Raw genomic sequence first — 17,112 nt, forward strand, 5'->3', positions numbered from 1 at the left:
AAGCAGGGGACTTGCGATGGGATGTCGCTTTTGTCCGCTACTGAAGAGCTTGACCGCCCCACGTCATGGCGCTGTCCGCCGTTTGTCACCGCCGTGTCACAGGACCCCCGGACGGAGGAACCGCATCCCCGCCGCGCACGTCCCCGCGGCTCAGAACGCCGCGATCGGCAGCTCGGGGACCCCGGTCAGGGACTGCTCGGCCCAGATGGTCTTGCCCACCGGCGCCGGCCGGGCGCCCCAGCGCTGGGCCAGCTGCGCGACCAGCAACAACCCGCGGCCGCCCTCGTCGAAGGTCCGCGCCCGGCGCATCCGCGGCGCCGTGCTGCCCGAGTCGGAGACCTCGCAGATCAGGGTGGTGTCCTGGTGGATCAGGCGGAGCTGGACGGGCGGCTGCCCGTACCGGATGGCATTGGTGACCAGCTCGCTGACCAGGAGCTCGGTGACGAACGAGGCCTCCTCCAAGCCCCAGGCCTCCAACTGGTCGGTGGTGTTGCGGCGGGCGTCGGAGACGACCGAGGGGTCGGACTCCAGGTCCCAGACCGCCACCCGGTCGGCGTGCAGGGCCCGGGTCCGCGCCACGAGCAGCGCCACGTCGTCGTCGGGCCGGTGCGTCAGCAGCGCCGTCAGCACCCGGTCGCACACCGTGTCCAGCGTGCTGGCCGGCCGCAGCAGCGCGCCGAACATGCTGTCCAGGGCCTCGTCGATGTCGTGGTCACGGGCCTGGAGCAGGCCGTCGGTGTACAGCGCGAGCACGCTGCCCTCCGGAAGCTCCGTCTCGACCGTCTCGAAGGGCAGGCCGCCCAGGCCCAGCGGTGGCCCGGCCGGCACGTCCAGGAGGTAGACGGAACCGTCGGGGGAGACCACGGCCGGCGGCGGATGGCCGGCCCGGGCCAGCGTGCAGCGGCGGCTGACCGGGTCGTAGACGACGTACAGACAGGTGGTGCCGATGCCGCCGGCGGCCTCGCCGCCGGCCTCCCGCTCGCCCTCGTCGGCCGACAGGTGGATCACCAGGTCGTCGAGGTGGGTCAGCAGCTCGTCGGGCGGCAGGTCGACGTCGGCGAGGGTGCGCACCGCCGTCCGCAGGCGGCCCATGGTGGCGGCGGCCCGCATGCCGTGGCCGACGACGTCGCCCACGACCAGGGCCACCCGCGCCCCGGACAGCGGGATGACGTCGAACCAGTCCCCGCCCACGCCGGCCTCGGTGCCGGCGGGCAGGTAGCGGGAGGCGATCTCCAGCGCCGGGTGGTCGGGCAGCTTGTGCGGGAGCAGGCTGCGCTGCAGGGTCATGGTGCTGGTGTGCTCCCGGGTGTGCCGGCGCGCCTTGTTGATGCCCACCGCCGCCCGGGTCGCCAGCTCCTCCGCCAGCCACAGGTCCTCCGGCTGGAACGGCTCCCGGCCCTCGTCACGGCTGAGGAGGGCGACGCCGAGGGCCGTGCCGCCGGCCCGCAGCGGCACCACCAGCACGGAGTGCGTGCCGTTCCCGCCGAGCCAGGCCGCCTCGGGGTCCTGGGCCAGCCACTGCGCGACGGCCGGGTCGGCCGTCGCGTAGACGGCGCCGCGACCGCTGGCCAGCGCCTCGGTGGGCGGCGACGGCGACGCGTAGACGGTCGTCTCGCCGACCCCGACCCGCGGCCGCGGGCCCGTCCCGGCGGCCGAGCGCACCGCCGTGCGGCACACGGTGACCGGTCCCGCGGCCGGGCCCGCGGAGGCGGTGTCGGGACGCGGGGCGGGTTCGAGCAGGTCCACGACGGCGAAGTCGGCGATCCGGGGTACGGCGGCGTCGGCCAGCTCCTGCGCGGTCCGGCCGCTGTCCAGGGTGGTGCCGATGCGGGCGGCGGCCTCGTCCGGCAGGAGGGTGCGCTGCCGGGCGCCCTGCAGGGCGTTCATGTCGTGGGCGGTCAGGCACACCGCGCGCACCCGGGCCTCCGGGTCCCGCAGCGGGTCCAGCTCGGTAGCCCAGGCGTTCCCGGGGCTGTCGCCCGCGCCCGCGGCGCGCACGAACGCCGCCACGTACTGCGGCTCACCCGTCTCCAGGACCAGCCGCATCCGCCGCTCGGTCTCGTCGCTCACGGGGTCCGGGGCGATCTCCGGCAGCCGCAGACCGCGCATCTCCTCCTCGGCCAGCCCCAGCAGGCGCTCCATGGCGGCGTTCGCCCGCACCAGCCGCAGGTCCTCGTCGAAGACCGCGAGGAAGCACGGCGACTGCGCGAACGCCCAGTCCCGCAGCGACGCCTCCCAGGCGCTGCGGGGCCGCCCGGGCACCGCGGAGACGAGGAACCACTTCGTGGTACCACCGCTGGACGTCCAGCGGTGCGCGATCAGCGCCCGGTGCAGCCGGTGGCCGTCCCGGTGCCGCAGTGCCACGGTGCCCCTCCACAGCTCCGCCCCGGACGGGATCAGCCGGGCGGGATCGCCGGGGGCGTCCGCGAGCAGGTGGACGGCGGGCCGCCCCACGATGTCGGAGGACTCGTGGCCCAGCAGGCGGCGGGCACCCTCGCTCCACTCGGTGACGATGCCCTGCTCGTCGATGCTGGCCGTGGCCGTGTACGCCGGCTCGGCGGAGGAGTCCGGCTCCTCGGGCCCCTCACCGGGAGGGGTGGGCAGTCGATCCATCGCCGCTCATCTCGCCCTCGCTCGTTCCAGTGGTTCCGCCGCGCGACGGGAACCTGCATGGCCAGGGGTCCAATGACAAGCATGATCCAGCGGGCCGAAGAGCACCAACGCAGTGCACCCGCCGGCTCACGGTCCCGGTCGTTCCGGCCCGCCCCCGGGGTGCCCCGGCGGCCGGCCCGGCCGTACCAGCACCAGGGCGAGGACCGCGTCGCCGACCTGCCACACCATCGCCCGCCGCGGCCCGCTGAGGGCCGGCGGCCGCAGGCCCGTGATGACGATCCGGCGCGGTGCCGGGCCGTGGACGCCCTCCCGGTCGGCCTTGACCGCCGCCTCCTTCAGCGCCCAGGCGCCGGCCAGCGCCTCCGGCCGCCCGGTGTCGACGAGGGCCAGTTCCTCGGCGGAGAGCACGTGGTCGGCGACGCGGCGGACGGCGGGGGCGGAGCCGGTCTCGCACAGGTCCACGCCGACCGGGTCGGGCGCGATCGCCGCCGCTACGTGGCCGGCCGTATGGCTGATGGAGAGGTGCAGTGCGGGGAGCGGGCTGCCGGCGACGACGACGTACGGGCTGCCGTCCTCCCGCGGCAGCACCTCGACGTCGGCCTCGGGCGCGCCGACGGCCGCGCCGACCAGGCGCTTGGCGAGCAGCCGGCCGGCCATCCACTCGCCCCGGCGCCAGGCCGGCAGCCCGCGCACCACGCCCCGCTCGGCGGACGAGAGGCGCAGCGGCCGGTGGGTGAGGTCGGGGCGGCGGGCGACGACGAGGCCGGCTCCGCCCCAGCGGAGTATCCGATCCGGGGCGAGCGGGGCGAAGGCGGCGGCGCAGTCGGTCGCGGCGGGTACGGCGGTGGTGTCCATGGCGGTGGTCCTCTCAGCGGTGCGGGTCAGGCGGCCGGGGCCGGGGCGGGCCGGCGCGACGCGCGGGCCAGCGCGGTCACGGTCCGGCGGATCTGGTCGGCGGTGTGGTCACGGGTCACGAAGAAGCGCAGCCGGGCCAGCTCCTCCGGCACGGCCGGATGGAGGATCGGGTTGACGCTGATGCCCTGCCGGAACAGCGCCTCGGCCAGCCGCAGGGTCCGTACCGAGTCCCCGACGATGCACGGCACGATCGCCGTTCCGTGGCTGTCCCCGGTGTCGACGCCGGCCTCCCGCGCCAGGCGGGCGAACAGTGCGGCGTTCTCCGAGAGTCGCGTCACCCGCTCCGGCTCGGCCCGCAGCAGCCGCACCGCGGTCAGCGTCGCGGCGGTGTCGGCCGGGGTCATCCCGGCGCTGTAGACGAAGCCGGGGAGGGTGTAGCGCAGGTACTCGACGACGGGGCGGGCCGCCGCGACGTAGCCGCCGCAGCTCGCCAGGGCCTTGGACAGCGTGCCCGACCACAGGTCGACGTCCGACCGGTCGGTGCCGAAGTGCTCGCCGATCCCGCGCCCGGTCGCGCCGATCACCCCGATGCTGTGCGCCTCGTCGACCATCAGCAGCGCGCCGTGCCGGCGCTTGACCTCGACCAGGGCGGGCAGGTCGGCGATGTCGCCGTCCATGCTGTACACGCCCTCGATCACGACCAGCACCCGCCGGTACTGGTGGCGGACCTGCGCGAGGAGGGCGTCGAGCGCGGCCGCGTCGTTGTGCGGGAAGGGCCGCCGGGTGGCGCCGGAGAGGCGGCAGCCCTGGAGGATGCTGTCGTGGGCGAGGGCGTCGTGGACGACGAGGTCGCCCGGGCCGACCAGGTGCCCGATCAGGGTGACGTTGGTGGCGTGGCCGTTGGCGAGGGTCAGGGCGGCCGGGCGGCCCAGCAGGTCCGCGAGCGCGGCCTCCAGCTCCCCGTGCGGCGGCCGGCTGCCGGACAGCAGCCGGCTGGCGGACACCGACGTCCCGTAGCGGCCGACCGCCTCCTGCGCGGCCGCGCTCACCTGCGGGTGCGTGGCCAGGCCCAGGTAGTTGTAGCCCGCGAAGGAGAGCAGCTCCCGGCCGTCGACGACGGTGGTGTCCGTCATGCCGCCCTCGTGGACGAGGAAGTACGGGTTGGGGAGGCCGAGACCGGTGAGCACGGACACCCGCTCGGCGTGCGCGGCGACCTCGGGGAAGCACTCGATGCGGGTGTGCTCGTCCGGTGGCGGGGTGCCGGTCGGTCCGTCGGGGGAGACGGGGGGCGGGCCGGCCGACGGGGCTTCGGGTTCGGGTTCGGGTCCGGGTCCGGGTTCGGGGGCGGGCGCGGGGGCGGGTTCGGGCGCGTGGTCGCGCTGGGCGGGGACGGGTACCGGGGCCGGGTCCGCCGTACCGCCCGAGAGCAGGGCCGCGATCCCGCCGACGGTCGGCCGGTCGGCCGCGCGCTCGTCGAGCGCCCGGTCGGGCCACAGCCTCCGGAGGGAGGTGAACAGGTCGGTCAGCATCAGGGAGTCGAAGCCGAGGTCGTCGACGAGCAGCTGGTCGGCGCGCAGCCGGTCCACCGGGAAGGCGCTGATCCGCGCCACGTGCGCGAACACGGCCCCGGTGACCGCGTCGGCGCCGGGCGGCGGCCCTCCGTCCGCCGGGGCGCCGGCCGCGGCCGGCTCGGCGGGCGCCGGTACGACGGCCGGTTCCTGGGCCACCGCCGCGACGGGTTCCACGCGGTCCGGCACCGGGGCGGGTGCGGAGGCCGGGGAGGCCGAGGCGGTCGGGGTGGTGGGGGTGGCCGGGGCGGTCGGGCCGGCGGGCGGCGGGGGAAGGGTCGCGGCGAGGCCGGTGAGCAGCGTGACCTGCTGCTGGACCAGCTGGAGCAGCTCGTGCATCAGGTTGTCCATCGGGTGGTTCATCGGGGTCTCCTCGTTCGGTACGGGCGGGACGCCCGGAAGGGATTCGCCTGCGGCGTCCCGCCCCGCCGGCGCCGCCGGTCGGGTTCCGGCGGGGCCGCCGACCGCGGCGGCGCGCCGCCGCGGCACCCAGTACGACTGGGGGTCGAGCCGTGCCACCGGCAGGTCGAGGGCGTGGCGGTGCTCGGCGGGCACCAGGACGCGCGGGTCGACCGGGGCGCCCAGGACCGCCATCCGGGCGAGGCCGTGCACGAAGCCGCGCCCGTCGTCCGGTTCCGCTCCGGACGCGGCGACGACCTGCACGCCGTCGAGGCCGGTGAGGTTGCGGCCCACGGCCCGCAGCAGCGAGCCGCCGCCGGTCACCTGGACGAAGACGCGGGCGCCGCCGTCGTGGGCGGTGCGGACGGCCTCGCCGAAGCGCACGGGCGCCGACGCGTGCCGGGCCCACAGCTCCCGCAGCCGGGAGGCGTCGGTGCAGACCGCCGCGTCCACGGACGAGACGAACGGCAGGACGGGCCGGGCGATCCGGAGCCCGGCGAGCCCGGCGCTCATGGCCTCCCGTGCGGTGGCCAGCCGCGGCGAGTGGAAGGCGTTGGACACGTCCAGGGCCTTGGTGGTGATGCCCGCCGCCGCGCAGGCCCGCCGTACCGCGGCGAGCCCGGGCAGGGTGCCGCTGACCACCACCTGGCGCGGCTCGTTGAAACAGGCGAGCCACACGTCGTCGATGCCGTCGACCAGGCGCCGGCAGGTGTCCTTGTCGCTCTGCACGGCGAGCATCCCGCCCCGCGGCTCCGGCTCGGCCTCCCGGAGCGCCCGGCCCCGGTGGGCGAGCAGCCGGACGACCTCCTCACCGGTGACGGCCCCGGCGGCCGCGGCGGCCGCGAACTCCCCCGCGCTGTGCCCGAGGGTGAGGTCGGGGGCGATGCCGTGGTCGGCCAGCAGGCGGGCGGCCGCGAGCTGGAGGGTGCCGAGCAGGGGCTGGCACACGTCGGTCCCGGCGAGGCGCCGCCGCAGCTCCTCGTCGTCGGCCGGGGCGGCGGACGCCCGGCCGTACAGCAGCTCGGCGGGGTCGGGGCCGCCCTCCCGGCGGGCCACCGCGCCGAGGGCGTCCACCGTCTCCCGGAAGGCGGGGAACCGCTCGTACAGGTCCCGCATCATGCCCGGCCGCTGACTGCCCTGGCCGGGGAAGACGAAGCAGATCCGGCGCCGGCCGGCCGGCAGCGGCGCGTCGGCGGCGAAGGCGCCGTCGCCGAGGTCGCCCCGGACACCGTCGGCCCACTGCCGGCGGGCCCGGAGCAGCCGCCGCACGAACGTCTCCGTGTCGGACGCCACGATCGCCAGCCGGGCGGTCAGCGGCCGGCGCCCGCCGAGCGTGTGGGCGAGCGCCGCGACCGGGAGCCGGGGCGTGCGCCGGACGGTGTCGAGCACCTCGCCGACGTGCCGGTCCAGGAGCTCCGGATTGCCGGCGGTGAGCAGCACGAGCTGCGGTACGGGCGCGGCGTCGGAGCCGGAGGCGTGGGGTACGGACACCGCCCGGGCGGAGACGGCGGGGACGGACGCCGCGGGGACGGACGCGGCGGGGACGGCCACGGTGGGGAGGGACGCGGGGACGGACGCCGCGGGGACGGCGTCGGCGGGTACGGACGCCGCGGCCGCGGGCGTGACCGGTGCGCAGGCGGTGCCGGCGCGCAGGGACGCGGCCGTGACGCAGCGGGCGGGAGCCGCCGGGCGTACGGAGGGACGCGCCGCGGTGCGGGGGGCGGGCGGGGCCGGGGGCGCCGGGGCCGGCGGCTCCTCCAGCACCACGTGGACGTTGGTGCCGCCGAAGCCGAACGAGCTGACCGCGGCGCGCCGCCGGTCGGCCCCCGGCCAGGGCCGCGCGGTGTCGGCGATCCGCAGGCCGGCTGCCGGGATGCCCAGGTCGGGCGCGGGGCTGGTGTCCGGCTGCGGCACGATCGTGCCGTGGTGGACGACCAGGGCCGTCTTGATCAGGCCCGCGATCCCCGCCGCCGACAGCGCGTGCCCGATGAGGGCCTTGCCGGAGGCGAGGTAGCACAGGGCCGGGTCGTCGTCGGGGTACTCGGTGCGCAGCCGGCGCAGGGCCTCCACCTCGGCGCGGTCGCCGACCGTGGTGCCGGTGCCGTGCGCCTCGATGAAGCCCACCGAGGAGGGCGGGAGGCCGGCGTCGTCGTAGGCCCGGCGCATGGCCCGCAGCTGTCCCTCGGGGGTGGGGGCCAGCGGCCCCGGAGCGGCACCGTCGTTGGCCGAGCCGATGCCGCGGACCACGGCGTAGACGCGGTCGCCGGCGGCCAGCGCGTCGGCCAGCGGCCGTACGACGACCGCGCCGGCGCCCTCGCCGAGGACGAAGCCGTCGGCCCGCTCGTCGAAGGGGCGGCACACCCCGCTCGCGGACAGCGCCCGCAGCGCGGAGAAGCCGATCAGGCCCTCCGGGGTGAGGTTCAGGAACACGCCGCCGACCACGGCGAGCCGACAGGTCCCCTGCCGCAGCTGGGCCACCGCCTGGTCCAGGGCGACCAGCGAGCCGGAGCAGGCGGCGTCGACGGCGAGGCTGGGGCCACCGAGGTCGAACTGCCGGCTGATGGCGCCCGGCGCCATGTTCAGCAGGCTGCCGGGCAGCGAGAAGGGCTGGAAGCCGCCGAGCCGGGCCGCCCGCTCCCGGACGGCGCCCAGGTCGCCCCCGGTCTCGGCGGCCAGGGCGATGGCCCGGAGGGGGGCCGCCATGAGGTCCTTGTAGTCGGACACCGACATGCCGACGAACACCCCCGTGCGCTCCCGGTCGAAGTCGCCCCGGCCCAGCCCCGCGTCGTCGAGGGCCTCGCGGGCCACGTCGAGCATCAGCCGGTGCTGCGGGTCCATGGCCCGGGCCCGGGCGGGCGGTATCCCGTAGTGGAAGGCGTCGAAGCGGTCCACGCCGTCCAGGAAGGCCACCTGGTCGGTGTACGCGGTGTGGGGGTCCGACCGGTCGCCGGACGGGTCGTGGAACGCGGCGTGGTCCCAGCGCTCCCGAGGCACGGGCGCGAACTGCCGCTCCCCGCTCAGCAACAGCTCCCAGTAACCGCGGACGTCGGGGGCGCCGGGAAATCGGCAGCCGAGTCCGGTGATGGCGATGTCGGTCATGACGGATGGTCCTTCGGCGATTCGCCCCTGCCCTTGCGCAGGAGGGTCGAATGCCACCGTGCCCGGCCGGGGCCGCGGGCCACAGTCACGGCCATTCGTCACTTGACAGGAGTGCGGATGCCGGAGCAGGAACGGGGACTCCGAGATCCGGTCGGGGCTTTTACCGTGCGCCCTCGCGGGAGTCAAGTCCCGTATTGCAGTGGCGTGACGGTCCGCGGCCGGGACGGTTTATTTGAAGCACGGCCCCACCGGGGAACCCCGGAAACGAAAAGGGCCGGCACATTGCCCGACAGTTTGAATGGAGAATTGCCATGTTCGCTCGTTTTTCGACCCGTCGCCTCGTTCTCGCCGGTGCTTCCGTGGCCCTGGTCGGTGGTGGTGTCGCCCTCCCGGCGCACCGGCAACAACAGCTGCAAGGGCAAGTGCACGATCAGCACGGGCAACGCGAAGGGCGGCGACGCCAGCGCCGACGCGGTCAACACGGGTGACGCGACCTCCGTGAGCGGCGACGCCACGGGTGCCGGCGGCACGGTCAAGAACATCAAGAAGGACATCAAGAAGGAGGTCCTCAAGAAGATCGGCAAGTGAGGGCCGGGGGCCCGCCCGCTCCCCCGGGCGCCCCGACACACGGACGCCGGAGAGGCCGCAGCCCCTCCGGCGTCCGCCTCTGCCGTGCTCCGTCCGTCAGCCGTTGCCGCCCACCGCGGTCGCGTCGCCGCTCACGGCCGTCGAGTCGCCGGCGTTCGCCGCGTCGGCGCTGGCGTTTCCGCTGGTGGCGTTGCCCGTGGTGATCGTGCACCGGCCGATGCAGGTGCCCACGCCGCCCGAGGTGGCGGCGCCGGAGGCGGCCTCGCCGCCGACGGTCGTGTTGGCGGCGTTGGCGTCGCCGCTCACCGCGGTGGCGTCGCCGCCCCGGCTGTTGTTCTGGTCGCCGCCGCGGCCCTCGTCGTCACCGCCGCGCCGGGCGCGCTGGCCGATCGGGGCCTCGGCCGTCCGGTGGCTGCCGCCGCTGACCACGTCGGCGGTGGCGACGGTGTTGACGCTGCCGAGGCACAGACCGTTGCACACGTTGAAGGCGCCGTCGCCGGCGGCGGTGTTGGTGCTGGTGCCGCACAGGCCCGCGCACTCGTTGTACGCGCCGTTCCCGACCGTGGTGCTGACGCTGTCGTCGCACAGGCCCCGGCAGACGCCCGACGCCCCCTCGCCCACGGCGGTGTTCGTGCTGCCGTGGCACAGGCCCGTGCAGCCGGCCGAGAGACCGTCGCCCGCGGCGGTGTTGTCGGAGTCGTGGCACAGCCCGGCGCAGCCGCCGGCGCCGTCGACGACCAGGACGCCGCCGTCGTGGGTGAAGGTCACGGCGTAGTGCGGGACCGCCGGTGCGGCCGCCGCGGTCGCCGGGAACGCGACCCCGCCGCCGACCAGGGCCACGGAAGCCGCCGCGAGCACGAAACGACGGGTCCAGGAACGCTCGTTCATCGGAATTCTCCGGGATTCTCGTGCGAGGTCTTCGCCCGCGGCCAAGCGGACGGGCGCCGCGGGTTCCGGCCGGAAACGTCCCATGCCGTGCGGACGCCGGGGCCATGCGAGGGCGACGTTATCGCGCGGATCACCCGGTCGACAGAACCCCGCCGGGCGCGGCGTGTTCCGCCCGCCCGGGCCTTCTCCGCCCGGCCCCCCCGCCGGCCCGCCGGGCCCTTCGGGAGCTTCCGCAAGGGATTCCCGCCACGGTGCCCGAAGGCTTTTACCAAGATCCGCGAGACGGCGTCAAGTCCCGTATTCAAGTGGCGTGACGCGGGGGCCCGGACCGGGTTTATTTGAAGTACGCCCTCACCGGGGAAACCCGGAAAGCAGAAGGCGGAGAAACCATCCAAAAGAATCCCTCGGGAAACATTCCCGAGACCCTTTCCTTCCGAATGGAGAATTGCCATGTTCGCTCGTTTTTCGACCCGTCGCCTCGTTCTCGCCGGTGCTTCCGTGGCCCTGGTCGGTGGTGGTGTCGCCCTCCCGGCGGGCGCGGCCAACACGGGCAACAACAGCTGCAAGGGCAAGTGCACGATCAGCACGGGCAACGCGAAGGGCGGCGACGCCAGCGCCGACGCGGTCAACACCGGTGACGCGACCTCCGTGAGCGGCGACGCCACGGGTGCCGGCGGCACGGTCAAGAACATCAAGAAGGACATCAAGAAGGAGGTCCTCAAGAAGATCGGGAAGTGACGCCGGCACGCACCCGCCGCACCGCCGACCGCGCAACCGCCGGAGGGGCCGACCGCCCTCCGGCGGTTGCGCGCCGTCCACAGGCCCCGGCCGACCGGCACGGGGTGTCCGCGGCTGCCGATAGGCTTCTCGGATGGCCCTTCCGGACGCTTCCCCCGAGATCTCAGACCCTTCGCTGCAGGTGCTCCACCGTGTCTTCGGATACAGCTCGTTCCGCGGCGAGCAGCAGGAGATCATCGACCAGGTCGTGGGCGGCGGCGACGCCCTCGTCCTGATGCCGACCGGCGGCGGCAAGTCGCTCTGCTACCAGATCCCGGCCCTGGTCAGGGAGGGCACGGGCGTGGTGGTCTCCCCGCTCATCGCCCTCATGCAGGACCAGGTGGACGCGCTCACCGCCCTCGGCGTGCGGGCCGGCTTCCTCAACTCGACGCAGGACCCCTACGAGCGGCAGGCCGTCGAGCAGGCCTTCCTCGCCGGGGAGCTGGACCTGCTCTACCTGGCCCCGGAGAGGCTGCGCACCGAGGGCACCCAGCGGCTGCTCGACCGGGGCACCGTGTCCCTGTTCGCGATCGACGAGGCGCACTGCGTGGCCCAGTGGGGCCACGACTTCCGGCCCGACTACCTGGCGCTGTCGATGCTCCACGAGCGCTGGCCCAAGGTGCCCCGCATCGCCCTGACGGCCACGGCCACCGAGGCCACGCACGCGGAGATCGCCGGCCGGCTGGGCCTGGAGGACGCCCGGCACTTCGTCGCCAGCTTCGACCGGCCGAACATCCAGTACCGCATCGTCCCCAAGAACAACCCGACCCGGCAGTTGCTGGAGCTGATCCGCACCGAGCACGCGGGGGACGCCGGCGTCGTCTACTGCCTGTCCCGGTCCTCCGTCGAGAAGACCGCGGCGTTCCTCGTGGAGCACGGCATCGACGCCGTGCCGTACCACGCCGGCATGGACGCGGCCGCCCGCGCCGCGAACCAGGCCCGCTTCCTGCGCGAGGACGGCGTCGTGGTGGTCGCCACGATCGCCTTCGGCATGGGCATCGACAAGCCCGACGTGCGCTTCGTCGCCCACCTCGACCTGCCCAAGTCGGTCGAGGGCTACTACCAGGAGACCGGCCGCGCCGGACGCGACGGCGAGCCCGCCACGGCGTGGCTCGCGTACGGGCTGCAGGACGTGGTCCAGCAGCGCAAGCTCATCGACGGCTCCGAGGGCGACGAGGCGCACCGCCGTTCCCTGGGCATGCACCTCGACGCCATGCTCGCCCTGTGCGAGACGGTCGACTGCCGCCGGGTGCGGCTGCTCGCCTACTTCGGGCAGTCCGGCACGCCCTGCGGCAACTGCGACACCTGCCTGACGCCGGCCGAGTCCTGGGACGGCACCGTCGCCGCGCAGAAGCTCCTGTCCACGGTGTGGCGGCTGGCCCGGGAGCGGCGCCAGAAGTTCGGCGCCGGCCAGGTCATCGACATCCTGCAGGGCAAGAAGACCGCCAAGGTCATCCAGTTCGACCACGACGCGCTCTCGGTGTTCGGCGTCGGGGCGGACCTGAGCACCGCGGAGTGGCGGGGCGTCGTGCGCCAGCTGCTGGCGCTCGGCCTGCTCGCGGTGGAGGGCGACTACGGGACCCTGGTCCTCACCGAGGCCAGCGGCGACGTGCTGGGCGGCCGCCGCACCGTCTCGATGCGGAAGGAGAAGGCCGCCGCCGCGCCCCGCAAGGAGTCCGGCTCCGGCTCCCGCTCCGGCAAGGGCGCCCGCGTACCGGTCGACCTGCCGGCCGCCGCGGTCCCCGTCTTCGAGGCGCTGCGCGCCTGGCGCGGCGCCACGGCGAAGGAGCAGGGCGTACCGGCGTACGTGGTGTTCCACGACGCGACCCTGCGGGAGATCGCCACGCAGCTGCCCGCCACGATCGAGGAGCTGGGGACCGTCGGCGGCGTCGGCGAGGCCAAGCTGGCGAAGTACGGCGAGGGCGTCCTGGCGACCCTGGCCGGGTCCGGCGCCCCCGCGTCCGGCGCCCCCGCGTCCGGCGCCGACGCCCCCGGGGATCCCGGCGCCCCGTCCGGCCCGGCGACCCCGCCCGCCGGCGGCGCCGGCCCCTCCGCCGCCCCGGACGGTCCGCCGTTCGACGACGAGGAGCCGCCCTTCGACGACGAGCCGGCCCCCTGGGACGACTGGGAGTGACGACCGGCACGCAGGGAGCGGCGGCCCGGCGGCCGCCGGCGCCGCCCCCCTGCAACCGGTGGCGCCCGAAAACCGGTTGGCCGCCACCGCCCGGCCGGGATAGGAAGGCCGCATGCTGAGTGGTACCAAGGTCGGGCTCAGGGCCCGGCACGAGGACGACATCCCGGTCCTGCGGACCGAGCTCTACAACGACGTGGTCAACGCCGCGCGGGCCGAAGGCGGACCGTGGCGGCCGCTGTCGCCCACCTCGAAGGACCCGCGGCTCGTGGTGGACGAGACGGCGCAGGGGAGCGTCGCGTTCTCGGTCGTCGAGCTGGCGGGGGGCACCCTCGTCGGCGCGGCCACGCTCTGGGGCATCGACACGCACAACCGCGGCGCGCACATCGGGCTCGGCCTGCTGCCGTCCGCGCGCGGCAAGGGCTACGGAACCGACGTGGTCGCGGCGCTGTGCCACTACGGCTTCGTCGTCCGCGGCCTGCACCGCCTCCAGATCGAGACGCTGTCGGACAACACTGCGATGCTGCGCTCCGCCGAGCGCAACGGCTTCGTCCGCGAGGGCGTGCTGCGCTCCTCGGCCTGGGTGCTGGGGGAGTTCGTGGACGAGGTGCTGCTCGGCCTCCTCGCCCGGGACTGGAAGCCGGACGCGCGGGCCTCAGGCTGACGGCCGCAAGGGGCCGGTACTCGCTGCTCATGATCGAGGACCACCATGCCCTGGTCCGGACGAACTCGGAGCGGGCCCGCGCCCAGGGGGAAGACAGCTGACCGGACATGCCGTGTGATCGCCGGGCGGCTCCCCGCCGGGCCCGCGCAGGGCCCGGGATCAACCTCCCGCGGTACCGCGGGAGGTTGACGCGCCGTCGTGCGCACGCGGCTACCCTGCGGCAATGCGGATCCGCCCCCTCCTCGCCGACGCGCTGGTCGCGGCGGCGATCGCAGGCCTTGCCGTCCTCCTGGCGCAGGAGGCCCCGGAGCAGGGCTGGCCCGCGCTGGACGGCACCGGATACGCCCTCGTGGCCGCCCTGCACCTGCCGCTCGTCCTGCGCACCCGCGGCCCGGTCACGGTCTGCCTCTTCGTCGACCTCGTCTGGACGGCGTACGTCACGGCCGGCTACTGGCCCGTGGTCAGCTCCTTCGGCCCCATGCTCGCGCTCTACACCGTCGCCTCCACCCGCAGGGCACGCACCACCGGCCTCTGCGCCGGCCTGATGGCCGCGGTGTGGATCTACGCGGGGCTGCTGCGACCCGACTCCAACATGGTCTCGGTCGCCGGCCAGGCGCTCGTCTTCCCGGCCGTCATGTGGCGCTTCGGCTGGCTCGCCCGCCGCTCCGCGGAGCTCACCCGCCGGTTGCGTGCCGAACAGGCGGAGCGGGCCCGTCGCGAGGTCGCGGCCGAGCGCGGTCGGATCGCCCGGGAACTCCACGACGTGGTCGCCCACCACATGGCGGTGATATCCGTGCAGTCCAGCCTCGCCTGGTACGTCATCGACTCGGACGCCGCGACCGCGCGCACCGCCCTCGCCACCATCACCAGCACCAGCGGCGAGGCCCTGGAGGAACTGCGCCGCGTCCTCGCCCTGCTGCGGACCGACGAGGCCGACGCCGCCCCGCTGGCCCCCGTACCCGGCCTCGACCGGCTCGACGAGATGGTGGCCCGCGTCCGGGCCGGCGGCGCCGAGGTGGACCTCCGCGTGGTCGGCCGGCCGCGGCCGCTCGCGCCGGGCACCGGCCTGTGCGTGTACCGCGTGACCCAGGAGGCACTCACCAACGTGCTCAAGCACGCCCCGGGGGCCCGCACGACCGTCGAACTCACCTATGGGCGGCGGGAGGTGACGGTGCAGATCACCGACGACGGCGGGGGTGCGGTTCCGGCCAACCTCCCGCCCGGGAGTGGACACGGCTTGATCGGCATGCGGGAACGGGCCAAGCTCTACGGCGGGACGATCAGCATCGGCCCGCGGCACGAGGGGGGATTCGCGGTGAGCCTGACCCTGCCGACCGCCGCGCGGGCCCCCGGCCAGGGAGACGACACAGCACAATGACCAGGGTGCTCGTCGTGGACGACCAGTTCCTCATCAGGGCCGGACTGGTCGGACTGCTGCGGGCGGCCCCGGGCATCGAGGTGGTCGGCGAGGCCGCCGACGGCGCCGAAGCCGTCGAACTGGCCGCCCGGACACGGCCCGAAGTGATCCTCATGGACATCCGGATGCCCGGCATGGGCGGCATCGAGGCGACCCGGCGGATCCTCGCGGAGGCCGAGGACCCGCCGCCCCGGGTCCTGATCCTGACCACCTTCGACCTCGACGAGTACGTGTACGGGGCGCTGCGCGCCGGGGCGTGCGGCTTCCTGCTCAAGGACTCCGGACCGGAGCGCCTGCTGGCCGCGGTGGCGGCCGTGCGCGGTGGGGACGCCCTCTTCGCGCCCAGCGTCACCCGGCGCCTCGTCGAGGCCTTCGCCCCGCGCCCGGAGCCCGCGCCGGACGTCGAACCCCCGGCGGACCTGGCCGCGCTGACCACCCGTGAGCGGGAGGTGCTCCAGCTGACCGGGCGCGGGCTGTCCAACGGCGAGATCGCCGGCCGGCTCTCGATCAGCGAGGCCACGGTCAAGACCCACCTCAACCGGACCATGAGCAAACTCGGCCTGGACAGCCGGGCGCAGGCCGTCGTGACGGCGTACGAGACGGGGCTGGTCCGACCCGCGCGCGGCACGTAGGGGGCCACGGCAGGCCGGCCCCGGCATGATCCGCCGGGCACGCCCGGACCCGGGCCCGGACTGCGCGCCCCCCGCGCCCCCCCCCCGCGCCCCCCCCGCGATCGCTGCCCCCCCGCGGCGGGCCCGGTCTGGTCACGCGCGGGCCCCGGCCGCGGCCAGGGCCGTCGCCCGGGCCCTCGCCCGCACGGCCCGCAGTGTGGCCAGGTCGCGTACGTACGCACCGCCGACGCGTCCTTCGGCGTCGGACTGGGCCGCCGCCACGGCGTCGGCCAGGCCGGCGCGTGCCTGGCAACCGGCGTCGGTGCGCGCCACGTCGAGCTCCCGCCCCGCCACGGCGTGCACCGCGGCGGGATCCGTGCCCGCCGCGTCGAGCTCCCGGCCGATCGCCGTCACGGGATCGGTGAGCGCGGTGGACGGGTGGCCCGCCGCGGTCATGCAGGAACTCCAGCGGGCGCGTGCACGCACGAACCGCGGATCCCGCTCCACGGCGTCGACGACCCGGTTGCCCAGGACCACGAACGTGTTCGACAGCCGCAGGTACTCCGGCCCGTACTGGGCCAGGTCCGCCCGGACCGCGCACGAGTCGGCACGGTAGAAGAACTCGCTGCCGTCGGGCATCGGCAGGCGCCGCTCCTGCGCCTCCGTGCCCAACAGGGCGTCCTGCCACCGCCGGTCGGCGGCCCGGTCCCCGTTGGCGTCGGCGGGCGGGCCGGCGGCGAGCGCGGCGCCCGTGACGCCGTACCCGTCGGCCGCCGCCCCGGCCGGTGTGAGCAGGCCGTACGGATTCGGCTCGGGCCGGTCGGCCCCGGGGCGCGACGGCTGCGGCCGGTAGGTGAGACCGCGGCCCCGCATGCAGGCGGCCACCAGTCGCTCGTTCTCGGCGTGCAGGGCGACCGCGGCGCGGCCCGACTCGGCGGCCGTGACGCCCCCGAAGGGGGCGGGCGGCGGCGCGGAGCGGGCCGAGGCGGGGGCGCCGCCGGACGGTGAGCATCCGGCGACGCCCAGGGCCGCACCGACGCCGACCCCGACGCCGACGAGCAGGGCCGCGAGGGCGGACGGGCGTCGGAGGGTCATCGCGGTCCCGTCAGCACCACTTGTTGGACCAGATGTGCGGCAGGTTCCAGGCGCCGATCTCGCGCCACCCGGTGCCGCGGTTCAGCGGCCAGCCGCGGCCGCGGAAGTTCTTCTCCTTGTAGACCTTCACGTTGCACCGGGCGCCGTTGTTGTACAGGGAACCGCCGGCGCTGTAGTTGAAGTTGGCGTACCGGCTCAGGTCCCGGTTGTCCTGGTAGACCTTCTGCACGCGGTGCGCGGCGGTGCTCTGGTAGTTCTTCAGCCAGTACGCGCACAGCGCCGTGCGCGGGCAGTCCCGCGGTGCCGCGGCCGAGGCCGGGGTGACGGTGAAGGCGCCGGCGCCGAGCGCCGCACCGACGGCGAGAGCCATGAGGGAACGCCGGGTCCTGTCCATGGAATTCTCCTTT

General features: G+C 75.5%; 12 protein-coding genes. 6 read left to right on the forward strand and 6 right to left on the reverse strand.

Annotation, left to right across the window (positions count from 1 at the left end):
- Positions 1 to 150: 150 nt before the first annotated feature.
- The 3 genes from IF43_RS0115955 to IF43_RS38065 form a co-directional block, all read right to left on the reverse strand.
- Positions 151 to 2,613, reverse strand: a complete 2,463-nt coding sequence (locus tag IF43_RS0115955; RefSeq protein WP_030200269.1) for a SpoIIE family protein phosphatase — start codon at positions 2,611 to 2,613, stop codon at positions 151 to 153.
- 126 nt (positions 2,614 to 2,739) lie between these two features.
- Positions 2,740 to 3,468, reverse strand: coding sequence for a 4'-phosphopantetheinyl transferase superfamily protein (locus IF43_RS38060; RefSeq protein WP_030200270.1), 729 nt, complete (start codon positions 3,466 to 3,468; stop codon positions 2,740 to 2,742).
- Positions 3,469 to 3,494: 26 nt separating this feature from the next.
- Entirely contained in the window at positions 3,495 to 8,534 is a 5,040-nt protein-coding gene (locus IF43_RS38065) for a type I polyketide synthase (RefSeq protein ID WP_051795389.1), read from the reverse strand.
- 351 nt (positions 8,535 to 8,885) lie between these two features.
- On the opposite strand from IF43_RS38065, the gene IF43_RS0115970 reads away from it, so the two are divergent.
- Positions 8,886 to 9,122, forward strand: coding sequence for a hypothetical protein (locus IF43_RS0115970; RefSeq protein ID WP_158939332.1), 237 nt, complete (start codon positions 8,886 to 8,888; stop codon positions 9,120 to 9,122).
- Between the two features lie 96 nt (positions 9,123 to 9,218).
- Here IF43_RS0115970 and IF43_RS0115975 read toward each other — a convergent pair whose 3' ends face one another.
- A complete protein-coding gene (locus IF43_RS0115975) occupies positions 9,219 to 10,010 on the reverse strand; it encodes a hypothetical protein (RefSeq protein WP_030200279.1) in 792 nt (263 codons plus the stop codon).
- Between the two features lie 450 nt (positions 10,011 to 10,460).
- Here IF43_RS0115975 and IF43_RS0115980 point away from each other — a divergent pair, with 450 nt between their 5' ends.
- From IF43_RS0115980 to IF43_RS0116000, 5 genes are all read left to right on the forward strand, one after another.
- Positions 10,461 to 10,748: a hypothetical protein gene (locus tag IF43_RS0115980; protein ID WP_158939334.1), complete on the forward strand. Its 288-nt coding sequence runs from the start codon at positions 10,461 to 10,463 to the stop codon at positions 10,746 to 10,748.
- Positions 10,749 to 10,881: 133 nt separating this feature from the next.
- Positions 10,882 to 12,921 carry a DNA helicase RecQ gene (gene recQ / locus IF43_RS0115985; protein WP_030200284.1) on the forward strand — a complete coding sequence of 680 codons (2,040 nt, stop codon included), beginning with the start codon at positions 10,882 to 10,884 and terminating at the stop codon, positions 12,919 to 12,921.
- A 112-nt stretch (positions 12,922 to 13,033) separates the two neighbouring features.
- Positions 13,034 to 13,582, forward strand: coding sequence for a GNAT family N-acetyltransferase (locus IF43_RS0115990; RefSeq protein ID WP_030200286.1), 549 nt, complete (start codon positions 13,034 to 13,036; stop codon positions 13,580 to 13,582).
- Between the two features lie 223 nt (positions 13,583 to 13,805).
- On the forward strand, positions 13,806 to 14,960 hold the full coding sequence (locus IF43_RS0115995; protein ID WP_030200288.1) for a sensor histidine kinase: 1,155 nt from the start codon (positions 13,806 to 13,808) through the stop codon (positions 14,958 to 14,960).
- Positions 14,957 to 15,631, forward strand: coding sequence for a response regulator transcription factor (locus tag IF43_RS0116000; protein ID WP_030200290.1), 675 nt, complete (start codon positions 14,957 to 14,959; stop codon positions 15,629 to 15,631). The genes IF43_RS0115995 and IF43_RS0116000 overlap by 4 nt, the downstream gene beginning before the upstream one ends.
- 132 nt (positions 15,632 to 15,763) lie before the next feature.
- Here the strand turns inward: IF43_RS0116000 and IF43_RS0116005 are convergent, their stop codons facing one another.
- Both IF43_RS0116005 and IF43_RS0116010 read right to left on the reverse strand, forming a co-directional pair.
- Positions 15,764 to 16,705, reverse strand: a complete 942-nt coding sequence (locus tag IF43_RS0116005) for a hypothetical protein (protein WP_037888723.1) — start codon at positions 16,703 to 16,705, stop codon at positions 15,764 to 15,766.
- Between the two features lie 10 nt (positions 16,706 to 16,715).
- A complete protein-coding gene (locus IF43_RS0116010) occupies positions 16,716 to 17,099 on the reverse strand; it encodes a peptidase inhibitor family I36 protein (RefSeq protein WP_037888726.1) in 384 nt (127 codons plus the stop codon).
- Positions 17,100 to 17,112 lie beyond the last annotated feature (13 nt).

It is taken from the genome of Streptomyces sp. NRRL S-87 (assembly GCF_000719335.1).
Taxonomy (GTDB): Bacteria; Actinomycetota; Actinomycetes; order Streptomycetales; family Streptomycetaceae; genus Streptomyces.